Origin of the sequence: uncultured Bacteroides sp., assembly GCF_905207245.1 — a bacterium.
Taxonomy (GTDB): domain Bacteria; phylum Bacteroidota; class Bacteroidia; order Bacteroidales; family Bacteroidaceae; genus Bacteroides.
In genome coordinates this window covers 41,925-62,285 of sequence record NZ_CAJLKP010000019.1, presented here as the reverse complement: position 1 = coordinate 62,285, position 20,361 = coordinate 41,925, and the positions used below count along the sequence as shown (strand labels likewise).

Below are 20,361 nucleotides of genomic sequence, written 5' to 3'. Positions count from 1 at the left end.
TCATAACGGTGCAGAAAGGAAGGATACTAAAACCAGCGTATTTCTTTTACACCAGCTCGTCCGAAGTATACCCCTTCGGCAATTCACGACAGTTATAGCTTGAAGCCATAATCTCACCATAAGCACCAGCAGAACGCAACGCTATCAAATCCCCGCGCTTCACCCTGTTCAAGTCTATCGCCTTGCCGAAGACATCGGAAGACTCGCAGATAGGTCCTACCACATCATATGCCTCAACAGCATCATCAGAAGTGATATTCTCTATCTTATGATAAGCCTGATACAAGGCGGGACGAATCAAATCCGTCATACCGGCATCGAGAATGGCAAATTTCTTATTCGTTCCCTGTTTTACATAGAGCACACGGGAAATCAATGAGCCACACTGCCCCGTAATGGCACGCCCCAATTCAAAATGGAGTGTTTGATAAGAACGCAATTTCAAATGCTCGGCATATGTCTCGAAATAATCTTTGAAGTCAGGTATCGCCTGGCGGTTAGGATGCTTATAGTCAATCCCCAGCCCGCCACCTACATTGATGTGCTCGATGCGGATGCGGTGAGCCTCCAACTTATCCTGCAATTCATTGACACGATTGCAAAGAGCCACGAAATCGCCCATATCCAATATCTGCGAGCCGATATGAAAGTGCAATCCAATGAACTTTACATTCTTCATCTCCAGTGCCACATCTATCACATGGTCCATGTCCTGCATACTGATGCCGAACTTATTCTCTGCCAGTCCGGTAGTGATGTTGGCATGAGTGTGTGCACCCACATTGGGGTTGATGCGGAAAGCTACATTCGCAACCTTGCCCTTTGCCGCCGCCAGTTCATTGATAACTTCCAGTTCGGGAATGGACTCTACATTAAAACAGAAAATATTATAATCCAATCCGAGGTTAATTTCCCAATCTGCCTTGCCCACTCCGGCAAACACAATCTTATTCGTCGGGAAACCTGCCTTGATGGCTGCTCGGACTTCACCGCCACTTACACAATCGGCACCCAGCCCATTCTCACGGATGATGGAAAGCACCTTGGGGTTGGCATTTGCCTTCACGGCATAGTGCACGTCAAAATTACCATACTTTGCAGCTTCGGTGCGCACACAGGAAAGGGTTTCACGCAACACCTTTGTGTCATAATAGTAAAACGGGGTGCGCAACTCACGGAATTTATCTATGGGGAATGTTCCTTTCATATTCTTTATCTAAATATAGTGTATTCTTTGTTCAGTTAAAAAGAGCGCTTTTATCAGGATTGGTAAAAGCGCTCGGTTGTATCAGGGTTATCTCTTATTCTTCGTTGAACAGTGCATCACTAAGCGACTGCAAGGCTTTCTTCTTGTCGCACTCACGAATGAGGAAGGAAATATTGTAGTTGCTACCGCCGAAGGAAATCATTCGTACGGGTATGTCGCGCATGGCATCCAGTGCCTTGGCTTCGAAACCTACGTTCTCCCATTCCAAGTCGCCCACCACACAGACAATACACATATCCTTATCCACGGTTACCGTGCCATACTTCTTCAAATCGTCCAGAATCTCGTTGAGGTGCTTCGTATTATCAATAGATACAGATACACCAACTTCGGAAGTACAAATCATGTCGATAGAAGTCTGGTAGCTCTCAAAGATTTCGAATACCTTGCGCAGGAAACCATGGGCAAGCAACATACGGCTGGATTTAATCTTGATAGCCGTAATACTGTTTTTCGCAGCAACTGCCTTGATTTTACCCTTTTCGGTATCATTGGAAATCATGGTGCCGGGAGCAGTAGGGTCCATCGTATTCAGCAAGCGCACCGGAATATTGGCATACTTGGCAGGCTGTATACAAGTGGGGTGAAGAATCTTGGCACCAAAGTAAGCCAGCTCAGCAGCTTCTTCAAAATGAAGATGGCGCACGGGAGCAGTCTTATCAACAATACGCGGATCGTTGTTGTGCATGCCGTCGATGTCCGTCCATATCTGGATTTCGGAAGCATTGATGGCAGCGCCGATCAGAGAAGCGGTATAATCGCTTCCACCACGTTGCAGGTTATCTATTTCTCCGTAAGCATTACGGCAGATGTATCCCTGAGTGATATAAATTTCGGCACCGGGATGCAATTCCAGTTGCATGTGGAGTTTGTCCTTGATATATACAGGGTCGGGTTCCGCATTCTTGTCGGTACGCATGTATTCCAAAGCCGGAAGCAGAATAGATTTTACGCCACACTCCTGCAAATAGTAGTTCATCATGGCGGTAGAAATCAACTCTCCCTGTGCCAGAACCACCTTCTCTTCGAACAAAGTGAAAAGGTCTTTAGTATACGAACGAATGTAGTCAAAATGAGATTTAATCAATTCCAGACCTTTCTGTTTATATTCGGGAGTGGAATATAATTCATCTACATGCTGTTTATACTTAGCTTCCAGCTTGTTGATAATTTCGTTAGCACCCTCCGGATTCTTCTTGTACAGATAGTCCGAAATTTCCACCAATGTGTTAGTCGTACCCGACATAGCCGAGAGGACAACTATCTTCTGCTCTCCATCGGTAATCAATTTGGCCACTTCCTTTATCCGCGGTGCAGAACCAACGGAAGTACCTCCAAACTTTAAAACTTTCATCTTCGTTCCTGTATTAAATGATTATATATTATTATTTATTTCTTCTACAATAGGCATCATGCCTGAGTATTCGGAAGTCACATCCGTTATCTGATGACCGGCACAGCGATACACCCGTCCCGGAAACTCATGCAGCAACTGGAGATTGTGCGTAGTCATCACCACCAATGAGCCTGTACGGCTAATGTTGTGCAGCAATCCCACAATGGCGCGTCCGGTCTCTGCATCCAGATTGCCTGTTGGTTCGTCCGCCAGGATAATTTCGGGAGAGTTGAGCATGGCTCGGGCAATAACAATGCGCTGCTGTTCGCCTCCCGAAAGTTCGTTAGGGAACTTATATCCTTTGTTGCCCATGCCTACCTGCATCAACACTTCGTCAATACGGTCTTTAATCTCTGCTTTGTTCTTCCAGCCGGTAGCTTTCAGCACAAAGGCAAGGTTATCGTTCACCGTGCGGTCCGTCAATAACTGGAAGTCCTGAAACACGATGCCCAGTTTGCGGCGCAGTTGTGGAATATGTTTGCGCTTGATGCGGTTCATATCATACCCCAATACGACTGCTTCACCTGAAATGACATCCAATTCGCCATAAAATGTCTTCAAAAGACTGGTTTTGCCCGAACCGACCTTACCAATCAGATACACAAACTCTCCCTTCTGCAGCTCGAGGTTCACCTCGTTCAGCACGCACAAGTCTTGTTGGTGTACTTCGACATCCTTATATCGTATCAACGGCTCGCCCATTCCCGTTTTAATTATTAATTATTAATTTTTAATTATTTAGTGTTTCTTCCACGAAGCACTGTGGCGTACCTCCAATTCGCGTGCCAAATCTTCAATGCTGTACCCTTTGGACGTTAGCAGCACGATAAGGTGGTATATCAAATCAGCTCCTTCATAAATCAGGCGTTCGTCAGTTCCGTTGCAAGCTTCAATCACGGTTTCCACAGCTTCTTCACCTACTTTCTGTGCCATCTTGTTTACACCCGACTCAAACAGGCTGGTCGTATAAGAGCCTTCCGGCATCTCTTCGTGGCGCTTAGTGATGAAGTCCTGAAGAAGTTTAAGGAACATAACGGGCTGTTCGTTCTTCTCACCCCAGCAAGTATCCGTGCCTGTATGGCAAACAGGACCTACGGGATGTACCTGAATCAGCAATGTATCTTTGTCGCAATCTTCTTTAATAGAAACTACATTCAGAAAATTACCACTCTCCTCACCTTTCGTCCAAAGACGATTCTTAGTGCGGCTAAAAAAAGTTACTTTGCCGGTTTCTACCGTTTTGTCGTAAGCTTCCTTATTCATGAAACCCAACATTAGCACCTTAGCGGTGTCTGCATCTTGTATGATTGCCGGAACAAGTCCGTTCATTTTATCAAAATCCATTTTAGGTAATTATTAATTATAAGCTATAATTTATTAATTCTATGCAGCGTGATGTGGTAATATTCTGTCACCTTTATCAGCCCTATCACTTTGTCACTCTATCACTTTTACATCACCCGCATTGGTATTCCTTGGGCGCAAAGATACGATTTTAAATCGGGAATTTTAATTTCTCCGAAATGAAAAACACTGGCTGCCAATGCTGCATCTGCTTTTCCTTGCAAAAACACATCACGAAAATGTTCTTTTGCTCCTGCTCCACCCGATGCAATCACCGGAATAGAGAGCTTGTCAGACATTTCAGCAAGCGCTTCATTGGCATATCCGGTCTTTACACCGTCGTGGTTCATGCTAGTGAAAAGTATTTCTCCGGCACCACGTTCCTGGGCTTCTTTGGTCCAGGTAAACAGTTCTTTATCTGTTTCTACACGTCCTCCATTCAGATAGCACCACCAGCCTTTTTCGGTCTGTTTGGCATCCACAGCCAGCACACAAACCTGAGAACCAAAGTTTTTTGCAATTTCGTCTATCAATTCAGGACGACGAATAGCAGAGGAATTAATAGAAATCTTATCTGCACCGGCATTCAACAAGCGGTCTACATCGCTCAGTTCGTTGATGCCCCCACCTACCGTAAACGGAATGTTGATATTGGCAGCAATACGCTTCACCAGTTCGGCAAATGTCTTGCGACCTTCAAAACTGGCTGTAATATCAAGGAACACCAATTCATCGGCCCCCTGCTCACTATATGCACGCGCCAATTCAACCGGATCACCTGCCTGGCGCAGGTTCACGAAGTTGGTTCCTTTCACTGTTTGCCCGTCTTTAATATCAAGACAGGGAATAATTCTTTTTGCTAACACTTATTTTAATTATGAATTATGAGTGACTCTATTTCCTTCATTGTGATGCGTCCTTCATACAATGCCTTACCGAAGATAACAGCAGGTACGCCCGCATCTTCCAGTGCATGGACATCAGCTATGCCGCTCCACCCGCCACTGGCTATGAGATAAAGACCGGGGTGTTGTTCCAGCATCTCCCGATACAGTTCAATGGACGGTCCTTGCAACATGCCGTCGCAACTGATATCGGTACAGATCACTTTTTGAACACCTTTCTCTACATATTCTTTCAGAAAGGGGAACAATTCGCAAGCACTTTCATCTTTCCATCCATTCACTGCTATTTTGCGGTCTTTCACATCCGCACCGAGAATGATTTTCTCACTGCCGTAAATATCCAACCAATGACAGAAAAGTTCGGGGTTCTTCACGGCAATGCTACCGCCTGTTACCATCTGCGCTCCGTTTTCGAAAGCTATCTTCAAGTCTTCATCACTTTTCACACCACCACCGAAATCAACTATCAGGGAAGTCTGTGAAGTGATTCTGTTCAAAACACCATAATTGACTACATGATGAGAAGCCGCTCCATCCAAGTCTACCACATGCAGGCGACGAATGCCGTGTGCTTCTATCTCCTTGGCCACTTCCACCGGATTTTCGTTATACACCTTCTTACTGTCATAGTCACCTTGCGAAAGGCGTACACATTTTCCGTCGATAATATCTATTGCAGGAATCAGTTCTATCATTGATTACAGTTCTAAAAAGTTACGCAAAATACGTTCACCCACGCTCCCGCTCTTCTCCGGGTGGAACTGGGTGGCATAATAATTATCCTTATGCAGCGCTGCACTGAAAGGATGAATATAATCCGTTACAGCCGCCGTACATTCGTTTACCGGCACATAGAAGCTATGTACGAAATAGACAAACTCATCTTTAGTGAAGCCTTTGAACAAGGCACTATTCGTCTCAGTAAGAGTATTCCAGCCCATGTGAGGCACTTTATCCTCATGCTTCTGCGAAACAAAACGTTTCACCTCCGTATCAAAAATACCCAGACAATCCGCATTGCCTTCTTCCGAATGACGGCACATCAACTGCATACCCAGACAAATACCCAACAGGGGTTGCCGTAGCTCTTTTATCAACGCATCCATGCCATTGGCACGCAAAAACTTCATAGTTGTTCCCGCCTCGCCGACACCTGGGAAGATAACTTTGTCTGCCGCACGTAATACATCCTTATCCGCCGTAATTATCGCTTCAACGCCCAAACGCTTCAACGCATAGTCCACCGAATAGATGTTGCCTGCATTATATTTGATTACTGCAATCTTCATGAATCTATATTAACTAAATATCACTGTCTTATTCTTATATGCCAAAACTTTACGTTCAATGTGCTTCTGCACGGCACGAGAGAGAACGATTTTCTCCAGATCCTTGCCTTTATTGACAAGATCCTCCACCGTGTCTTTATGCGTGATGCGAACCACATCCTGCTCTATGATAGGACCTGCATCCAACTCCGTAGTCACGTAGTGGCTGGTGGCACCGATAATCTTCACACCACGTTCAAATGCTGCATGATAGGGTTTGGCACCTACAAATGCAGGCAGGAACGAGTGGTGAATATTGATAATCCGATTAGGGTATGCATCAATCATCTGTTCTGAAATGACCTGCATATAACGTGCCAGCACGATGAAGTTCACCTTATGTTTTGCCAGCAGTTCCATTTCCTTCTGCTCTTGCTCCGCCTTTGTCTCTTTAGTGATGGGGAACAGATAGAAAGGTATGCCGAAACGCTCGGCCACATGTTGCAGGTCGGGATGGTTGCTTATAATAAGAGGTATTTCCACATTCCATTCACCTGCGGTATAGCGTGCCAGCAAATCAAACAAACAATGTGACATCTTTGAAACAAAGATAGCCATACGCGGTTTTGCATCCGAGAAATAAAGACGGAAAAACATCTCATACTTCTGTGCATACAACGTTGCAAAATAATCTTCAATTTTCTCTTGTGGTATCAGGAAGTTCTTCAATTCCCACTCAATACGCATGAAAAAGATATTCTCCACATGATCGACGTATTGATCCAGATAGATAATATTTCCTTTGTTTACCGTTATAAAGTCCGTTACTTCTGCCAGGATTCCCGGTTTGTCGGGACAGTGAAGTAACAGTTTGGCAGTTTTCATCATCCTAAATTATCGTTTTTTATCGTTTGCAAATTACAACTTTCTCGTTTTGAGTTTGCAAAAATAACGATTTATTGCAAAACAACGAAGTTTTCGAGCAGGAAGTTTAAAACAAGCGATAGATTCTTTCGTTTTCACCACAAAAGCCTCATAACACCTCGCAACAAACGGCTTTCAAATCTTCTATTTTTTTTCATATTACAACATGCTCAAAATGAGGATATAAAAGAAAAAGTGATAAAAGAGAGCAAAAAAAAATCATTGCAGCTATTGCAGATTTCAAAGAAATGCCTACCTTTGCAACCGCAATCGAGAGAGATAGCAAACAAAAATGAAATTCTGGTGCGTTAGTTCAGTTGGTTAGAATACATGCCTGTCACGCATGGGGTCACGGGTTCGAGTCCCGTACGCACCGCGAAAATCGAGATTAAAGCTCTGAAGTTTAACGACTTCGGAGCTTTTTTTTTAGTAGTGTACACCTCCACACCCATCAACGTCTGTCACTCCCTGATGATATTCTTGATGCTGTAGTGGTGAAAAGTACCTTCTTTATATCATCGGACGGATAGAATGACCGAAACTGTTGAGTCAGATTCAACTTTAACCGATAGGACCTTCCTCCAATCTGTGCAAATGAGACCACAAGTTCCATACCTTCATAAAAAAGCCTGTAACCATCCCACTTACGAATAAATGTACCTCTAAAGTTATGCATATCGGGTAGGTAGAAGGTAAAGTCGCCTTTGCCTTCGGACGTATATTTAAAATAGAGAAGTCCTTTTTTCAATTGCTCGTGCTCTTTGAGGTCAGTATTGATTTTCTCTTGAGCCTCCACAGAGCCAACAAAATTCATGGCATAGTCCCCTTCATCTAAACGATAGTATTCATAGCGTCCTTTGGCTTCATCGGGTTTTGAGTACAGGCTCAGGGCAAGCAATGTTTTCCGCGCATTCCTGCGTGTCCGTAAATTCCAAAACTTTTTTGTGAACAGTTCGTCTAAGCTATAATTAAAACTACCCTTATTTATTATTTCTCCTGCACTTTCCTGAAACATAATCTCTTTGCCAAAGGGCTTTTTATCCGTACCCAATTCTATTCTTTTTTTATATACCGGATCGTAATTATACTTGGTAGCACCACTATAGGGCATCAGACTCATTCCTGGTTTCCGAAGAGGTTCTTGCCCCAATGGATAAGGGCTATCCGGCAGACTTGTGTCGAAATGGAACTGATCTTTATAAATAATGGGTTGTTCGGGAAGCTGATTAAAATTAGTACCTATTGACTGAATGGCATTCTTATTCAATTCTATTTCTTCAGAACTTTCTAATATCTTCTTCAAATTTAAGGAATCTTGAGCTGTCCACTGGGCACAACAATCCATTGCATACCAAAGACATGCCATAAACAATATAGCTACTTTAATAATCTTCTTCATACTTAATACCTACATAATTCGAAACAAAGATAGATAAGTGCACGCCTGTACACAATTAGTATCGACCAGCAGTTTCTATTAGTAGATAAAACAGTATGATTTAAGGCTCATAAGAGTTGTCTCGATTTCATCTCCAGATATTTATTAATCACATCAATCGAGAGGTTTTCAGGGGTAGTTAGCAAGGAATAAATGCCATGTTGTTTCAACGTGGATACTATCAATCGCTTCTCAAAGACAAATTTCTCAGCAATGACATGACGGTAATACCCTTCCGTATCCTTCGCAGGAGTGGTAATATAGTTTTTCAGGTCTGCATCTTCGAAAAAGACTACAAGCAGACGATGTTGACGATTTAATTGTTGCAAATATGCCAACTGGCGGTTCATGCTGCCCAGACTGGAGAAATTAGTATACAGTACCAGAAGACTACGTTTAGTAACATGCTTATTCAAATGTACACAAAGGGAAGAAAAGTCCGTTTCACCAAAAGTGGTCTGCTGGGCATAGAGATTTTCAAGTAACATCTGCATATGACCCGAACGCTTGGAAGCCGGGACGAATGTGTCGAAGTGTGCTTCGAAAGTCACAACGCCTGCCTTGTCTTCCCGGCGCATGGCAACGTACGAAAGAACCAGCGAAGCGTTTATCGCATAATCAAGCAAAGTCATTCCACTAAATGCCTGCTGCATCACCCGGCCTTTATCTATCACATTGTAAATCTGTTGAGAACGTTCATCCTGATAGATATTTACCATGAGTTCGTGGCGACGGGCACTTGCCTTCCAATTTATTGTACGGTAATCATCGCCTTTCACATATTCTTTGATCTGTTCAAACTCAGTATGATGCCCCACCCGGCGAATACGTTTGATGCCCATCTCTGTAAGGTTATCACTGATAGCCAGCAATTCATACCGATGCAACATCAGGTAAGAGGGGTATACTTGAATGTCAAGAGGCTCTCCACAAGTGTACCGACGGGAAAGCAAGCCGATTCTATGGGTGACGAACACACGAATCCGCCCAAAGCCGTATACTCCACGGCTGGTAGGACGCAGATTATAACTGATTGACTTTCCTTCATTTGCTTGAAGTTCGGTCCGGAAGTTAATATTCCGTTGCTGAAATACAAAAGGGATTTCATCGACAACTTCTACAGAAACGGGATGCGGATAACTGTTCTCTACGCGGATGCTCACCGCATTTTCATCTCCATTGGAGAAACGGGCAGCACACTGGCGGAATGCCCTGATACCGCGGACACGATAGAGCATATATCCATCTGACAACACCATCAGGACAAAGATAAAAAGTGCCCATTGCCCAATCACAAACAACGGGGCAAATACAGTTCCGCTACCCAGCAACAGGATAATCAGAATGAGGATAATATAGAAGCGACGAGTCAGAATCATTTCGGAACTTCCACCTTATCAATCAGGCGTTGCGTTACTTTCACCGGAGAATATCCTTCCATTTCAGCTTCCGCAGTCAGGATAAGACGATGTTGAAGGACACTTGGAGCAACAAACTTAATGTCTTCCGGTGTCACAAAATCACGGCCCTGCAATAATGCATAGGCTTTAGAAGCCTGCAACATGGCCACGGATGCACGCGGAGAAGCTCCCAAATACACCGCCTTACTTGTACGCGTCTGCTGCACAATCAAGGCAATATATTGAAGCAAAGTTCGGTCTACAAACACTTGGCTCATTACATTACGGAGAGATAAAAGTTCCGCTTTCGTAATGGCAGGAGTGACGTCTTCCAGCTTCACCAATGAGGCATTGGTATGATGGCGTTCCAAAATATTCACTTCCTCATCCAATGAAGGATAATCCATTGTTATTTTCATCAGGAAACGGTCGAGCTGCGCTTCAGGCAATTTATAAGTTCCCTCATGCTCCACCGGATTCTGGGTAGCCAGAATTGTGTAAAGCTCTCCCATCGGATACGTCGTCCCGTCAATGCTGACCTGACGCTCTTCCATCACTTCGAACAAGGCTGCCTGCGTTTTGGCTGGGGCACGATTGATTTCATCCACCAGTATGACATCGGCAAATACCGGCCCCTGATGGAAGTCAAAATCATTGGTTTTCATGTTGAAGACCGTAGTACCCAGCACATCACTCGGCATCAAGTCCGGCGTGAACTGTATGCGACTGAAATCAGCATCAACCAACCGGGCTACCAGCCGGGCCAGTAAAGTCTTTGCTACTCCCGGCACTCCCTCTATCAGCACATGACCATTCGCCAGAATAGCTGTCAGCACCAAGTCTACGGTTTGCTCCTGACCTACAATGACAGAAGCAATCCGATCTTTCAACTCTTGTATCTTCCCGGAAAAGAGGGTTAAATCCACCCGTTGTTCTGTATTCTCTTCCATAAGTTTCTTTTTATATATGACTAATTATTTCATTCATTTTATCAATATAACGCTTCATCTGCTCCACAGAGATGTCACATCCACCATAAATCACCGGTCTGACTGTACGGATGAATTCTCCTATCTCTTCCTCATTCATACCTGTTTTCCGGGCAATCCTGCTGAAAGAGTGTTCATCATCCGCCACTTCTTCTATATCCACCTGAATCTCCCTTCTCAGCTCTTCTGCAAAGTACATGTATTTTTTACAAACCAAATCGGCATGGTCTTTCTTCTGGAAATAAAGAGTACCTATCAGTTCCGTAAACTCCAGCGACTTGTTTTCCGGTTTACGGATAACCGGTATCGCACGCTGTCTTCTCCGCGCTGTAAACACCATGAAGAGTAATATTGCAAACATCGTCAGATACAAAGCCCAGCGAAGCGGCCTCTGCGAAAGGAAATAGCGGAAAGGGGACATCTGTACCTGTGCCGTTTGTTCCATATATGCTTCGGTGCGGACTATAGGGAGTTCTCCCATTTGCGATAGCAGGCGGAAAAGATAAGTGGCATTCTTTCCGTCCAGTACACCGTAATTGGTAAAGAGCAAAGGTGTGGAAGCCAGAATAACCTCCCCTTTTCCCCACTGATACGACATGGCAACCGGAACATGAATAACAGTATCTGAAAAAGCGGAATCCACATCAGCTTCATATCTGAATTCATTTACTGAAATATTCTTTACTGCCAACACCTTCGCCGGAAGCGAATCTGTGAGAAAATAAGATGAACACAGTTGAGGATAGAAATAGAAATTCTGTCGGGGATAAACCGCAGAATCCCCTATCCAACACAGACTATCCTTCATCAACAGTGAAGTAGCATACTTTTTCAAAGCTACCGGACTAAAATAAGAATAGCTACTCCTGAACTTCAATGTGTCTTCCAACTTATTACTGAACCAAGTACTTACCAACATTATCTTATTTCCGCGTTCCGCCATTTTCAGCAAGGCGTCCACATCCACATCCGATGGCAGCCGGTTGTTGGCAATAGCCAATATTCCCCGGCAAGACACGGTATCTTTCTGTTCCATCTGGTAAAAGGTTTCTCTGGACAATGAATACCCCATCGGTAACGAAGCGGACAACAAGCTGTCAAAAACAGCACACCCGAAAGGCTGCTTATCGTAATGGCTGAAAGTAGGATTCCACACGAATTTCTTCGGCAAGCGACATTCTATTGCAAACATCAACAGCAGAAAGATGACAATTCCGACGATGAACCAATGACTTCCTTTCATGCAGCCCCTCCTTTCTTCACATCTTCCTGCAAAGAATGCATGGTGTGAAACAACGCTTCGGTCGCTTCAAAATTTCCATAACGTACCCGCAGGAAATGATGGGTCAACTGCCGGAAAGCGGGCAACCGCACTTCATTAATGTACTGTGTAGGTGTTTTGTAAAGTTGCCAGTCGATGCGTCCCTCGTCACTGAGTTGCTTTAGCGTCTGCAAATATAATAACCGGACTGCTTCCCTGTAGTCATGACGTGAAAGTGCATCGGCAATCCCTTTCGTAAAATCCACCCCATAAATAGTATCTTCTTCCACCGTATAAAGCAAGGCATTCTTACGGGAATACGCGAATAATTCCGGATGCTTCCTGTAAACGAACCAGCCTATCAGAATAAGGATAAGAATAGCGATGCCTATCAGAATAAGTTCCGAATATTCTTCCGCAAAATTGCTGCCGAATATTTTCTGCATAACTTCTCCGAACCATCTGTTGAACCACTCGAATAAATTAATTTCGGGAGCGATCAACTCACGATTGTAGTCATACACCGCATCAGACTGCCATACGGCAACCTGCACGGTGTCACAAACCAATGTATCAACCGGAGAAGTTATCATTTACATTTTAGAGTTTATCGAAATTATCAATATCATTTTCTACCATGATACTGTCCACCTTTTCCGAGGCATGGCCATACTGATAAGCCAATCCCACAAATGAGAAAATCATGGCAAGGTAAGCACCAAACACCTGTACAATAGCCAACAGATAAAGCAAGAAGCTATATCCTACAGATACGGTTGCTTCGGTTCCCCCACCGCTTGTAATAAAGATGTACTTCACCACTGTTCCTATGTACCAAGGTATCATCGTCACTCCCTGCAAGATACCGGCAATGATTCCCATGACAAGAGATATCATAAAGATACCTCCCCAAGTGGTAAATCCCAAACGAAAAGTCTTTTTCAGAGAATCTACAATGCTAATGTCTTCAAGTAGATAGATAGGCGCCCAGAGACTAAACGGCACGGCTACGGCTATCATAAACGGGATTAACAGAATTATAACAATTGCGAACAAAGTCTCTGGGAATAAAGCAGCTATAACATTGATAACCAGACCGAGAAACATCGACAGGAGCAATCCGAAGAACACCAGTATAAACATCCTCTTCACATTATGGAGCAACATAGACCGCAGCATCCCCAACGTGACGCCTTGCAAACGCTCCTCCCGCTCATTATAAGTCCGGATCATTGCATAAACCAATGAAGTCAGCAAAACAATGCCTATTATCAACAGAAACATATACAGACCGTAGTAAGAAAAGAATGATAATATAGCAGAGTCAGGAAATCCACTCTCCAGAAAACCGAACAGGCCTAACGTATAAGTCATCAGCCCATTCAGACTTAATGCCTGGACAAGACAAAGTGGTAAAAGCAAATAGGTTGCATACTTCAGCATCAATTTCCAATTCTCTTTTATAAAATCGAAAGATGCATTAAATTTCTCACCAAAAGAACGTTTTACGTACAACGCAATTTTAGGTTTCTCTGTTTCCATGTCGTTTTCTATTAGGTAAATAAATATAGTAGAATAAAATAAATGCCAGGGAAGTAAGAATCAGACCAAGCCTCAATGAATCCGGCAATTCGGTGTGGCGGGTGATAAAGCCTTCAATGAATCCCGCCATAATAAATACGGGGATGGTGCCTATCACAATCTTCACCCCTCGTTTGGCCCCCCTCCGGAAAGACTCCAACCTTGAATAAGTTCCGGGGAACAACCAACCGTTTCCCAAAGCCAGTCCGGCAGCACCGGCCACAATGATAGCCCAGATTTCGAGAGTTCCGTGCAGCCATATGGCAAGCATGGATTCTCCAAGCAGACCATGCTGAAAAAAGAAAGTCTGGAAAGAGCCCAACATGATTCCATTGGCAAAGAGCATATATCCTGTACCAAAGCTGGTTAAGATTCCCATAGCAAAGCAATTGAAGGAAACCATGATATTGTTCAAAGTGATTCCCAGGAACATAGGGACTTCTGAAGAGCCGTTATACACTGCCATAGGTTCTCCGTTGGCTATGTTGTTCAATGTCATATCCACATAGTTATTTCCCAGAATCAGACGGACAAAATCGGGGTCACCCACAGTAGAAATCACCCCGACCGCTACACTGACAATGAAGATAAGGAATGAAACAAGCAGTTCACGACGTGCATCGTGCATGGTCTGCGGTATTTCCTGCGTCCAAAAAGTAATGACTCTCGACCACTTCTCACGCTTATTCCGATAGATTTTGTTATGCAACGCCGAGGCAAGATTATTCAGATAAATAGTGATACGGGAGGTTGGAAAATGCGTTTGTGCAAACGCCAAATCGGCAGTAAGGTCCGTATATGCGTCGGCAAGCCTGTCGGGAGACAAGCTTGTAGCTTGTTCCACCACCTTCTCGGCTTCTTTCCATCTTTCGATATTCCGACGAATGAACGTTACTTCTTTCATACTTTTCCTGAGGACTTCGGATGAGTTTTGTCTGAAATCGGTAACAAAAATAAGAGAATAATGATATATTTGCAACGAAATACTAAAAATGTTCAATCGGAAATGGCAGAATCTACTATTATCACCGGGCAATTTGTCCGTATCAGCCAAACACCCGCCAGCATTGGCGAACGATTTCTGGCATTAGTCATCGACTATATCCTGATAGGACTTTATGTATATTCCACCGCAACCCTGCTCTCCAAACTTCAGGTATCTTCGAATTTTACAATGATTGTTTTTTTTGCCATAATCTATCTGCCTGTATTATTCTATGCTTTTTTATGTGAAATGTTCAACCACGGGCAGAGCCTCGGAAAGAGACTCATGAATATCCGGGTGGTGAAAGCTGATGGTTCCACTCCGAGCATAGGTTCTTATTTGCTCCGCTGGCTGCTCTTCCCGATTGATGTTCCCGCCACCGGAGGACTCGGAGTATTAGTTATTTTACTGACCAAAAACAGTCAGCGGATGGGCGACCTTGCCGCAGGCACAATGGTTATCAAAGATAAGAATTACCGCAAGATACACGTCAGTCTTGACGAGTTCGATTATCTGACGAAAGATTACCATCCCATATTTCCGCAAGCCGCCGACTTATCACTGGAACAGGTAAATGTAATCACCCGGACTTTACAATCCGGGAAAAAAGACCGTGCACGGCGCATCGTGCAACTTGCCCAAAAAGTGCAGGAGATTCTTTCAATTACACCCCGGGATGGCGGACAGGAACAATTCCTGCAAACCATACTCCGGGATTACCAATACTACGCATTAGAAGAAATCTGACGAACTCAACTAATCTTCATAGCATAATAAATTCTTCATTTGCATGATGATATAGGACTTCCATTCCATAAGTATTCCTGTAAAATCTTCTTTCTCCCCCTCATTTGAGGACAGGGCAAGAAATAGCTTCCTTGCCAGAAAAGGAAAGGTCAACGCTCCATAAAGCGTAAAAAAGATAAAGTGCATAGGAACTTTCTTCAGTTTACCGGAATCCATCTCTTCCTGAAGGCTTGTAGCAATTTTGTGAAAATAGCGTTCCAGTTGCAATTCACGGGCCGTACTAATCAAATGTTCCACATCGCGTTCTATCTCCCTTACCATAAACATTGGAAGATAGGGATGCCGGAGGAAAACATTAAAATAAGCATCCACCAGTCTACCCACCCGTTCGGGAAGAGGTTTATCCTGCAACATGATATCTTGAATTTCAGGAGCTAGAGAAAGTATGATGTTCCCGAAAACCGCTTGAAACATTTTGTCTTTCGTCCTGAAATAATAATGCAGAACTGGTCTGTTTATCCCTACAGCCGTCGCGATATCACTCATGTTCGTTTCAACAAAACCATTTTTCATAAACAACTGCTGTGCAGCCTCTATTATTTTTCTTTCTAAATCATTGTCATTTGTCGCCATATCTCTCATTCTTTCAAGTTGTCAATAAAAAGTAACATCCGGTTCACTATGTTTACGTCGCTAACCCCACTATCAAAATCTAAAGATAATAGATTTATATCCGGAAAAAGAATTTTGATGCGTTTTTCTATTCCTTTCGCTACAATATGGTTTGCAATGCAGCCGAAAGGTTGTAAACTGATAACATTATTCACTCCCTGACGGGCATATGAAACGACTTCCGCAGGAAGCAACCAGCCCTCTCCGAACTGTGCACTGAGTGAAATAATATTCTTAGCTCCAGCAGCTTCTTCGAAAATATCATTGAAGGGAGCGAAGTAACGGAAGCGACCTGCAATCGCATTTATCTTATCCACTTGTTTCTTCACGAGCTTATATCCCCAATCAAAAGCATAATCAGAAGGCTGCTTGTCTTTAAGATAGGACTTCACATCCACTTTCCGGTTCACGAAACTTTGCATGAAAAAGTCAGTCAGAATCGGAGGAACCACCTCTATACCTCTTTCTATAAGCCAATCAATAGCATTTTTCTGTGCAAAAGGGTTGAACTTAAGAAATATTTCTCCGACAATCCCCACTTTCGGAGTATCACAATCCATACAAACACCATTAAAGTCATCGGCAGCAGCTTGCAATAAAACGGTCAACCGTCTTGTACTTCTTCGCAAGATGGCTTCAGAAGCGAGTCCCAGATATTTATCACGCAATTTAGCCGAAGCGCCCGTTTCTTTCTCACGGACTACGGAGGCATAATAGAATTTGGCAATGCAGTCGCTATACAGAACCGAGTAAAGGGCAATAGGAAGCACCTTCAGCCAATTCACCTTGAAAGCCGGCTGGTTATTCTCTATCATGCTGCCGAAAGAAACGGATATCACCGGTACATCCGTATATCCGGCATCTATCAGCGCCTTTTTTATCAAAGAGATATAGTTGCTGGCACGGCATTGCCCGCCTGTCTGGGTAATGGCAACAGTGGTTTTCGCAGGGTCATATCGCTTTGTCTTGAATGCTTTTATGATATCGCCCACTATCAACGTAGCTGGATAGCACACTTCATTATTGGCATATTTCAATCCCCATTCGCTTGATTCACCGTCGCTCAAAGACAGATTCTCCGCATCAAATCCGGCAACCCGTAGAAGAGCGGGAAGCAACGGGGAGATGAAAGGCGTAAAGAACGGAAGTAATATCTTACGGTCACGATATGCCTTATCATACACCGGGACTGTCACAAATTCTTTCGTATCCTGCTTTTTAGTTTCTTGTGTATTTGCCAATTTCAGGCTTTCTACCAAAGACCTTACTCTCAATTTCATCGAACCGATATTGCTTATATCGTCCAGTTTCAATAAAGTGAGAGATTTATTATGACGCATCAGTAAATCGCGCACTTCATCTACCAGAAAAGCATCCGGCCCACAACCGAATGAAGTCATCTCCACAAACTGCACATCTTTCTCTTGTTCGGCACACCATTTTGCCGCTTTCAGAATACGGTTCGTATAGGCCCACTGGGAAACGAAATGACTATCATCAAGGTTGATATTTTTGTCCCTGACCCAATCATCGGATATGACATTCACTCCCATATCAGCAATCATATCGGAAATTTTATGTTGTATCAACGGGTCGCTATGGTAGGGACGACCGGCAAGTATTACAGTGAGGGCACCCTCTTTGCGTGCACTCTGCAAAATTTCCTCGTTACAGGAAACCAGCATATTTTCAAAAGAATTCTGCTTACTCTCTGCTTTGTCAAAAGCAAACTGAACCATCGTTTCATCAACACCCAGTCCGCAGAGCAATTCCCTGCATTGTTTATACAGCAGTTTCCGGTCTTTAAAAGATATGACCGGAGAATCGATAGGTATGCCACAGGACTGCACACTTTTGACAACCTCCGAATATCCCGTCACAATAGGACAGTTATAACTGTTCTGCTCTTTCTCTTTTTTCTCAAAAATAACGAAAGGCATAAATATCCGGTCCACCTTTTTATGTATCAGGTTGGAGATATGGCTATGTACCAGTTTGGCAGGAAAGCAAATATTATCCGACATAACCATACGTGCATTATTCTCATAACTCAGAAAGTTGGAGACATCGGACAGGCGGACCTGTATGCCGCAGACTGTGAAGAGAGTGTGCCAGAAAGGGTATTCCTCATACACATTCAGACACCGAGGAATTCCCACAGTCAGCCAGGGATTGGTGCTCTCCACCTTACGATCGAACAATAGTTCATTCTTCCGGTGATAGATATTCTTCCCCTTATATTCACTACCCTCTCCATTTGTGAAGACTTTTTCGCACCTGTTGCCCGAATAATAACTTTTCCCGTTTTCAAAGTCATAGCGCATCAGCAAACATTGATTATCACATCCCTTACAATGAAGAAAACGCGATTTGTATTGTGCCTTTCCTATCATTTCTTCCAGACGGATAGTTGTGCCCTGATGCTTCTTTGCATAGAGAGCACAACCGAACGCTCCCATCAATTCCGGAGTGGTACATCTGGACACTTGGGTATCCGTGAGGAGCTCTATTGCACGTACGATGGCATCATTGCGCATCGTGCCACCCTGCACCACGATATTCTTACCCAAGACAGATACATCTTTTAGTTTCAACACTTTATAAAGGCAGTTCTTAACGACTGAATAGGCCAGTCCGGCAGCAATGTCGTCTACCGTAGCTCCATCACGCAGCACTTGCTTAACTTTTGAATTCATGAAAACCGTGCATCGTGTCCCCAAATCACATGGAGCTTTAGCACGACAAGCTGCTAAAGAGAAGTCATGCACCGTATATCCCAATGATTTAGCAAAGGTTTCCATAAACGAGCCGCATCCCGATGAACACGCTTCATTTATCTCAATCCGGTCTATTTCATCTTTATTTACGAATATGGCTTTCATATCCTGACCGCCAATATCCAGAATGAAAGACACGTCCTTGTCCAGATATTGCGCTGCCATATAGTGGGCTATGGTTTCGATAATGCCCGAATGAAGCTGGAAAGCGCACTTCATCAAATCTTCACCGTAACCGGTAGAGCAGCTTCCTTTTATATTAAGCACGACTCCACAGTCCGAACATTTGTCATACAGGTCTTTCAACCCTTCTTCAACGGTCTTAATGGCATTTCCACCGTTCGTATTATAATAGGAATACAGTAGTCTCGATTCCGCATCAATCACCACAATCTTGGTAGTCGTAGAGCCGGAATCGATACCCATGAAAACATCTTGTTCACCGGCAATCAGCCTGGACCTGACAATCCTGTTTCCGGCAATTCTTTCCTTCCAATTTTCGTATTCCGCCTCATTCTCAAAGATAGCTTGCAGACCTACAAACTTACCCGAAGAGGCATCTAACTTTTTATCAATAGCATCAATCAAGCCCGAAAGTCGGAAACTATGGTCTTTCTCCGTACAGGACAAGGCAGAGCCTAATGCCGGAAGCAGAGTTCCGTCAGTCGGTAAAATCACTTCTTTTTCGTCAAGGGACAGATAATCTATAAAGGCCTTGCGCAGTGCCGGAATAAAGGCTAAAGGACCGCCACAAAACAGCACTGGAACCTGCATATCATAGCCGCGCGCCAGAGTAGTCACAGTCTGCACCGCCACCGCACGAAAGATGGAAGCTGCAATATTTTCCCGGCTGACATTCTTAACTATAAGATTCTGAATATCCGTTTTGCAGAAAACACCGCAACGTGAAGCTATCGGATATACCCGGTCTGCATTCATGGCAAGGGCATTCAACTCGGAGACATTCACACCCAATATAATTGCCATTTGGTCAATGAAAGCTCCGGTACCTCCCGCACAGTTACCATTCATACGCAAATCCGTAGCTTCGCCATTCCTGAAGAAAACAACCTTTGCATCTTCACCGCCAATATCTACCATAGTGCCTACCTGAGGATGTCCTTTCTGTATTGCTTTCGCTGCGGCAACCACTTCCTGCACAAATAGCAGAGCACATTTCTCAGAGATTCCCATCCCAATGGAACCGGTGATTCTGACAATCACTTTTTCATCCCCTATCCGGGAAAGCAGTTCTTTCAGAAAAGCAACGACCACTTCCCTGACACGCGTATTATGTCTTTCATATTTTGAAAATACAACGCTCTCATTTTCATCAAGTACAACCAGCTTTGCTGTTGTAGAACCAACATCAAGACCTATCTTCAACATACCGCTTTTATAATATAT

The 20,361-nt window shown here is 43.8% G+C and carries 18 protein-coding genes and 1 tRNA gene; 2 read left to right on the top strand and 17 right to left on the bottom strand.

The features are described from left to right. Positions 1-46 precede the first annotated feature (46 nt). The 8 genes from lysA to purU form a co-directional block, all read right to left on the bottom strand. Positions 47-1,207, bottom strand: coding sequence for a diaminopimelate decarboxylase (lysA, locus tag QZ135_RS08275; protein WP_294607761.1), 1,161 nt, complete (start codon positions 1,205-1,207; stop codon positions 47-49). Positions 1,208-1,301: 94 nt separating this feature from the next. Further along, entirely contained in the window at positions 1,302-2,621 is a 1,320-nt protein-coding gene (locus QZ135_RS08270) for an aspartate kinase (protein ID WP_009132256.1), read from the bottom strand. Positions 2,622-2,642: 21 nt separating this feature from the next. Then, positions 2,643-3,365: an ATP-binding cassette domain-containing protein gene (locus QZ135_RS08265; RefSeq protein WP_294607756.1), complete on the bottom strand. Its 723-nt coding sequence runs from the start codon at positions 3,363-3,365 to the stop codon at positions 2,643-2,645. A 36-nt stretch (positions 3,366-3,401) separates the two neighbouring features. Continuing rightward, positions 3,402-4,007 (bottom strand): bifunctional phosphoribosyl-AMP cyclohydrolase/phosphoribosyl-ATP diphosphatase HisIE, encoded by a 606-nt coding sequence (gene hisIE / locus QZ135_RS08260; RefSeq protein ID WP_294607753.1) that lies wholly within the window; start codon positions 4,005-4,007, stop codon positions 3,402-3,404. Between the two features lie 107 nt (positions 4,008-4,114). Then, positions 4,115-4,873, bottom strand: coding sequence for an imidazole glycerol phosphate synthase subunit HisF (gene hisF / locus QZ135_RS08255; RefSeq protein WP_294607751.1), 759 nt, complete (start codon positions 4,871-4,873; stop codon positions 4,115-4,117). 5 nt (positions 4,874-4,878) lie between these two features. Continuing rightward, positions 4,879-5,607 carry a 1-(5-phosphoribosyl)-5-[(5-phosphoribosylamino)methylideneamino]imidazole-4-carboxamide isomerase gene (gene hisA, locus QZ135_RS08250; RefSeq protein WP_294607749.1) on the bottom strand — a complete coding sequence of 243 codons (729 nt, stop codon included), beginning with the start codon at positions 5,605-5,607 and terminating at the stop codon, positions 4,879-4,881. A 3-nt stretch (positions 5,608-5,610) separates the two neighbouring features. Next, complete coding sequence (hisH, locus tag QZ135_RS08245; RefSeq protein ID WP_294607747.1) at positions 5,611-6,201, bottom strand: imidazole glycerol phosphate synthase subunit HisH; 591 nt, start codon at positions 6,199-6,201, stop codon at positions 5,611-5,613. 9 nt (positions 6,202-6,210) lie between these two features. Next, a complete protein-coding gene (gene purU, locus QZ135_RS08240) occupies positions 6,211-7,068 on the bottom strand; it encodes a formyltetrahydrofolate deformylase (RefSeq protein WP_294607744.1) in 858 nt (285 codons plus the stop codon). 338 nt (positions 7,069-7,406) lie between these two features. Between purU and QZ135_RS08235 the strand changes: the two genes are divergently transcribed. Next, a tRNA-Asp gene (locus QZ135_RS08235) sits at positions 7,407-7,480 on the top strand. 75 nt (positions 7,481-7,555) lie between these two features. Here QZ135_RS08235 and QZ135_RS08230 read toward each other — a convergent pair. The 7 genes from QZ135_RS08230 to QZ135_RS08200 form a co-directional block, all read right to left on the bottom strand. Further along, positions 7,556-8,503, bottom strand: a complete 948-nt coding sequence (locus tag QZ135_RS08230; RefSeq protein WP_294607741.1) for a DUF4858 domain-containing protein — start codon at positions 8,501-8,503, stop codon at positions 7,556-7,558. Positions 8,504-8,610: 107 nt separating this feature from the next. Continuing rightward, positions 8,611-9,921 (bottom strand): DUF58 domain-containing protein, encoded by a 1,311-nt coding sequence (locus tag QZ135_RS08225; protein WP_294607738.1) that lies wholly within the window; start codon positions 9,919-9,921, stop codon positions 8,611-8,613. After that, entirely contained in the window at positions 9,918-10,892 is a 975-nt protein-coding gene (locus QZ135_RS08220) for a MoxR family ATPase (protein WP_294607736.1), read from the bottom strand. Before QZ135_RS08220 ends, QZ135_RS08225 begins: the two co-directional genes overlap by 4 nt. A 10-nt stretch (positions 10,893-10,902) precedes the next feature. Then, positions 10,903-12,174 (bottom strand): DUF4350 domain-containing protein, encoded by a 1,272-nt coding sequence (locus QZ135_RS08215; RefSeq protein ID WP_294607734.1) that lies wholly within the window; start codon positions 12,172-12,174, stop codon positions 10,903-10,905. Further along, positions 12,171-12,785, bottom strand: a complete 615-nt coding sequence (locus QZ135_RS08210) for a DUF4129 domain-containing protein (protein ID WP_294607732.1) — start codon at positions 12,783-12,785, stop codon at positions 12,171-12,173. The genes QZ135_RS08215 and QZ135_RS08210 overlap by 4 nt, the downstream gene beginning before the upstream one ends. 7 nt (positions 12,786-12,792) lie before the next feature. Next, positions 12,793-13,734 carry a hypothetical protein gene (locus QZ135_RS08205; RefSeq protein ID WP_294607729.1) on the bottom strand — a complete coding sequence of 314 codons (942 nt, stop codon included), beginning with the start codon at positions 13,732-13,734 and terminating at the stop codon, positions 12,793-12,795. Beyond that, on the bottom strand, positions 13,715-14,677 hold the full coding sequence (locus QZ135_RS08200) for a stage II sporulation protein M (protein ID WP_294607726.1): 963 nt from the start codon (positions 14,675-14,677) through the stop codon (positions 13,715-13,717). The genes QZ135_RS08205 and QZ135_RS08200 overlap by 20 nt, the downstream gene beginning before the upstream one ends. Positions 14,678-14,779: 102 nt before the next feature. Between QZ135_RS08200 and QZ135_RS08195 the strand changes: the two genes are divergently transcribed. Continuing rightward, the gene (locus QZ135_RS08195) at positions 14,780-15,505 is read left to right on the top strand and encodes an RDD family protein (RefSeq protein WP_294607724.1); all 726 of its coding nucleotides are present in this window, start codon (positions 14,780-14,782) and stop codon (positions 15,503-15,505) included. A 9-nt stretch (positions 15,506-15,514) separates the two neighbouring features. On the opposite strand, the gene QZ135_RS08190 is transcribed toward QZ135_RS08195, so the two are convergent. Then, positions 15,515-16,138 (bottom strand): TetR/AcrR family transcriptional regulator, encoded by a 624-nt coding sequence (locus tag QZ135_RS08190; protein WP_294607722.1) that lies wholly within the window; start codon positions 16,136-16,138, stop codon positions 15,515-15,517. Positions 16,139-16,143: 5 nt separating this feature from the next. Then, complete coding sequence (locus QZ135_RS08185) at positions 16,144-20,343, bottom strand: acyl-CoA dehydratase activase-related protein (RefSeq protein ID WP_294607719.1); 4,200 nt, start codon at positions 20,341-20,343, stop codon at positions 16,144-16,146. Positions 20,344-20,361 lie beyond the last annotated feature (18 nt).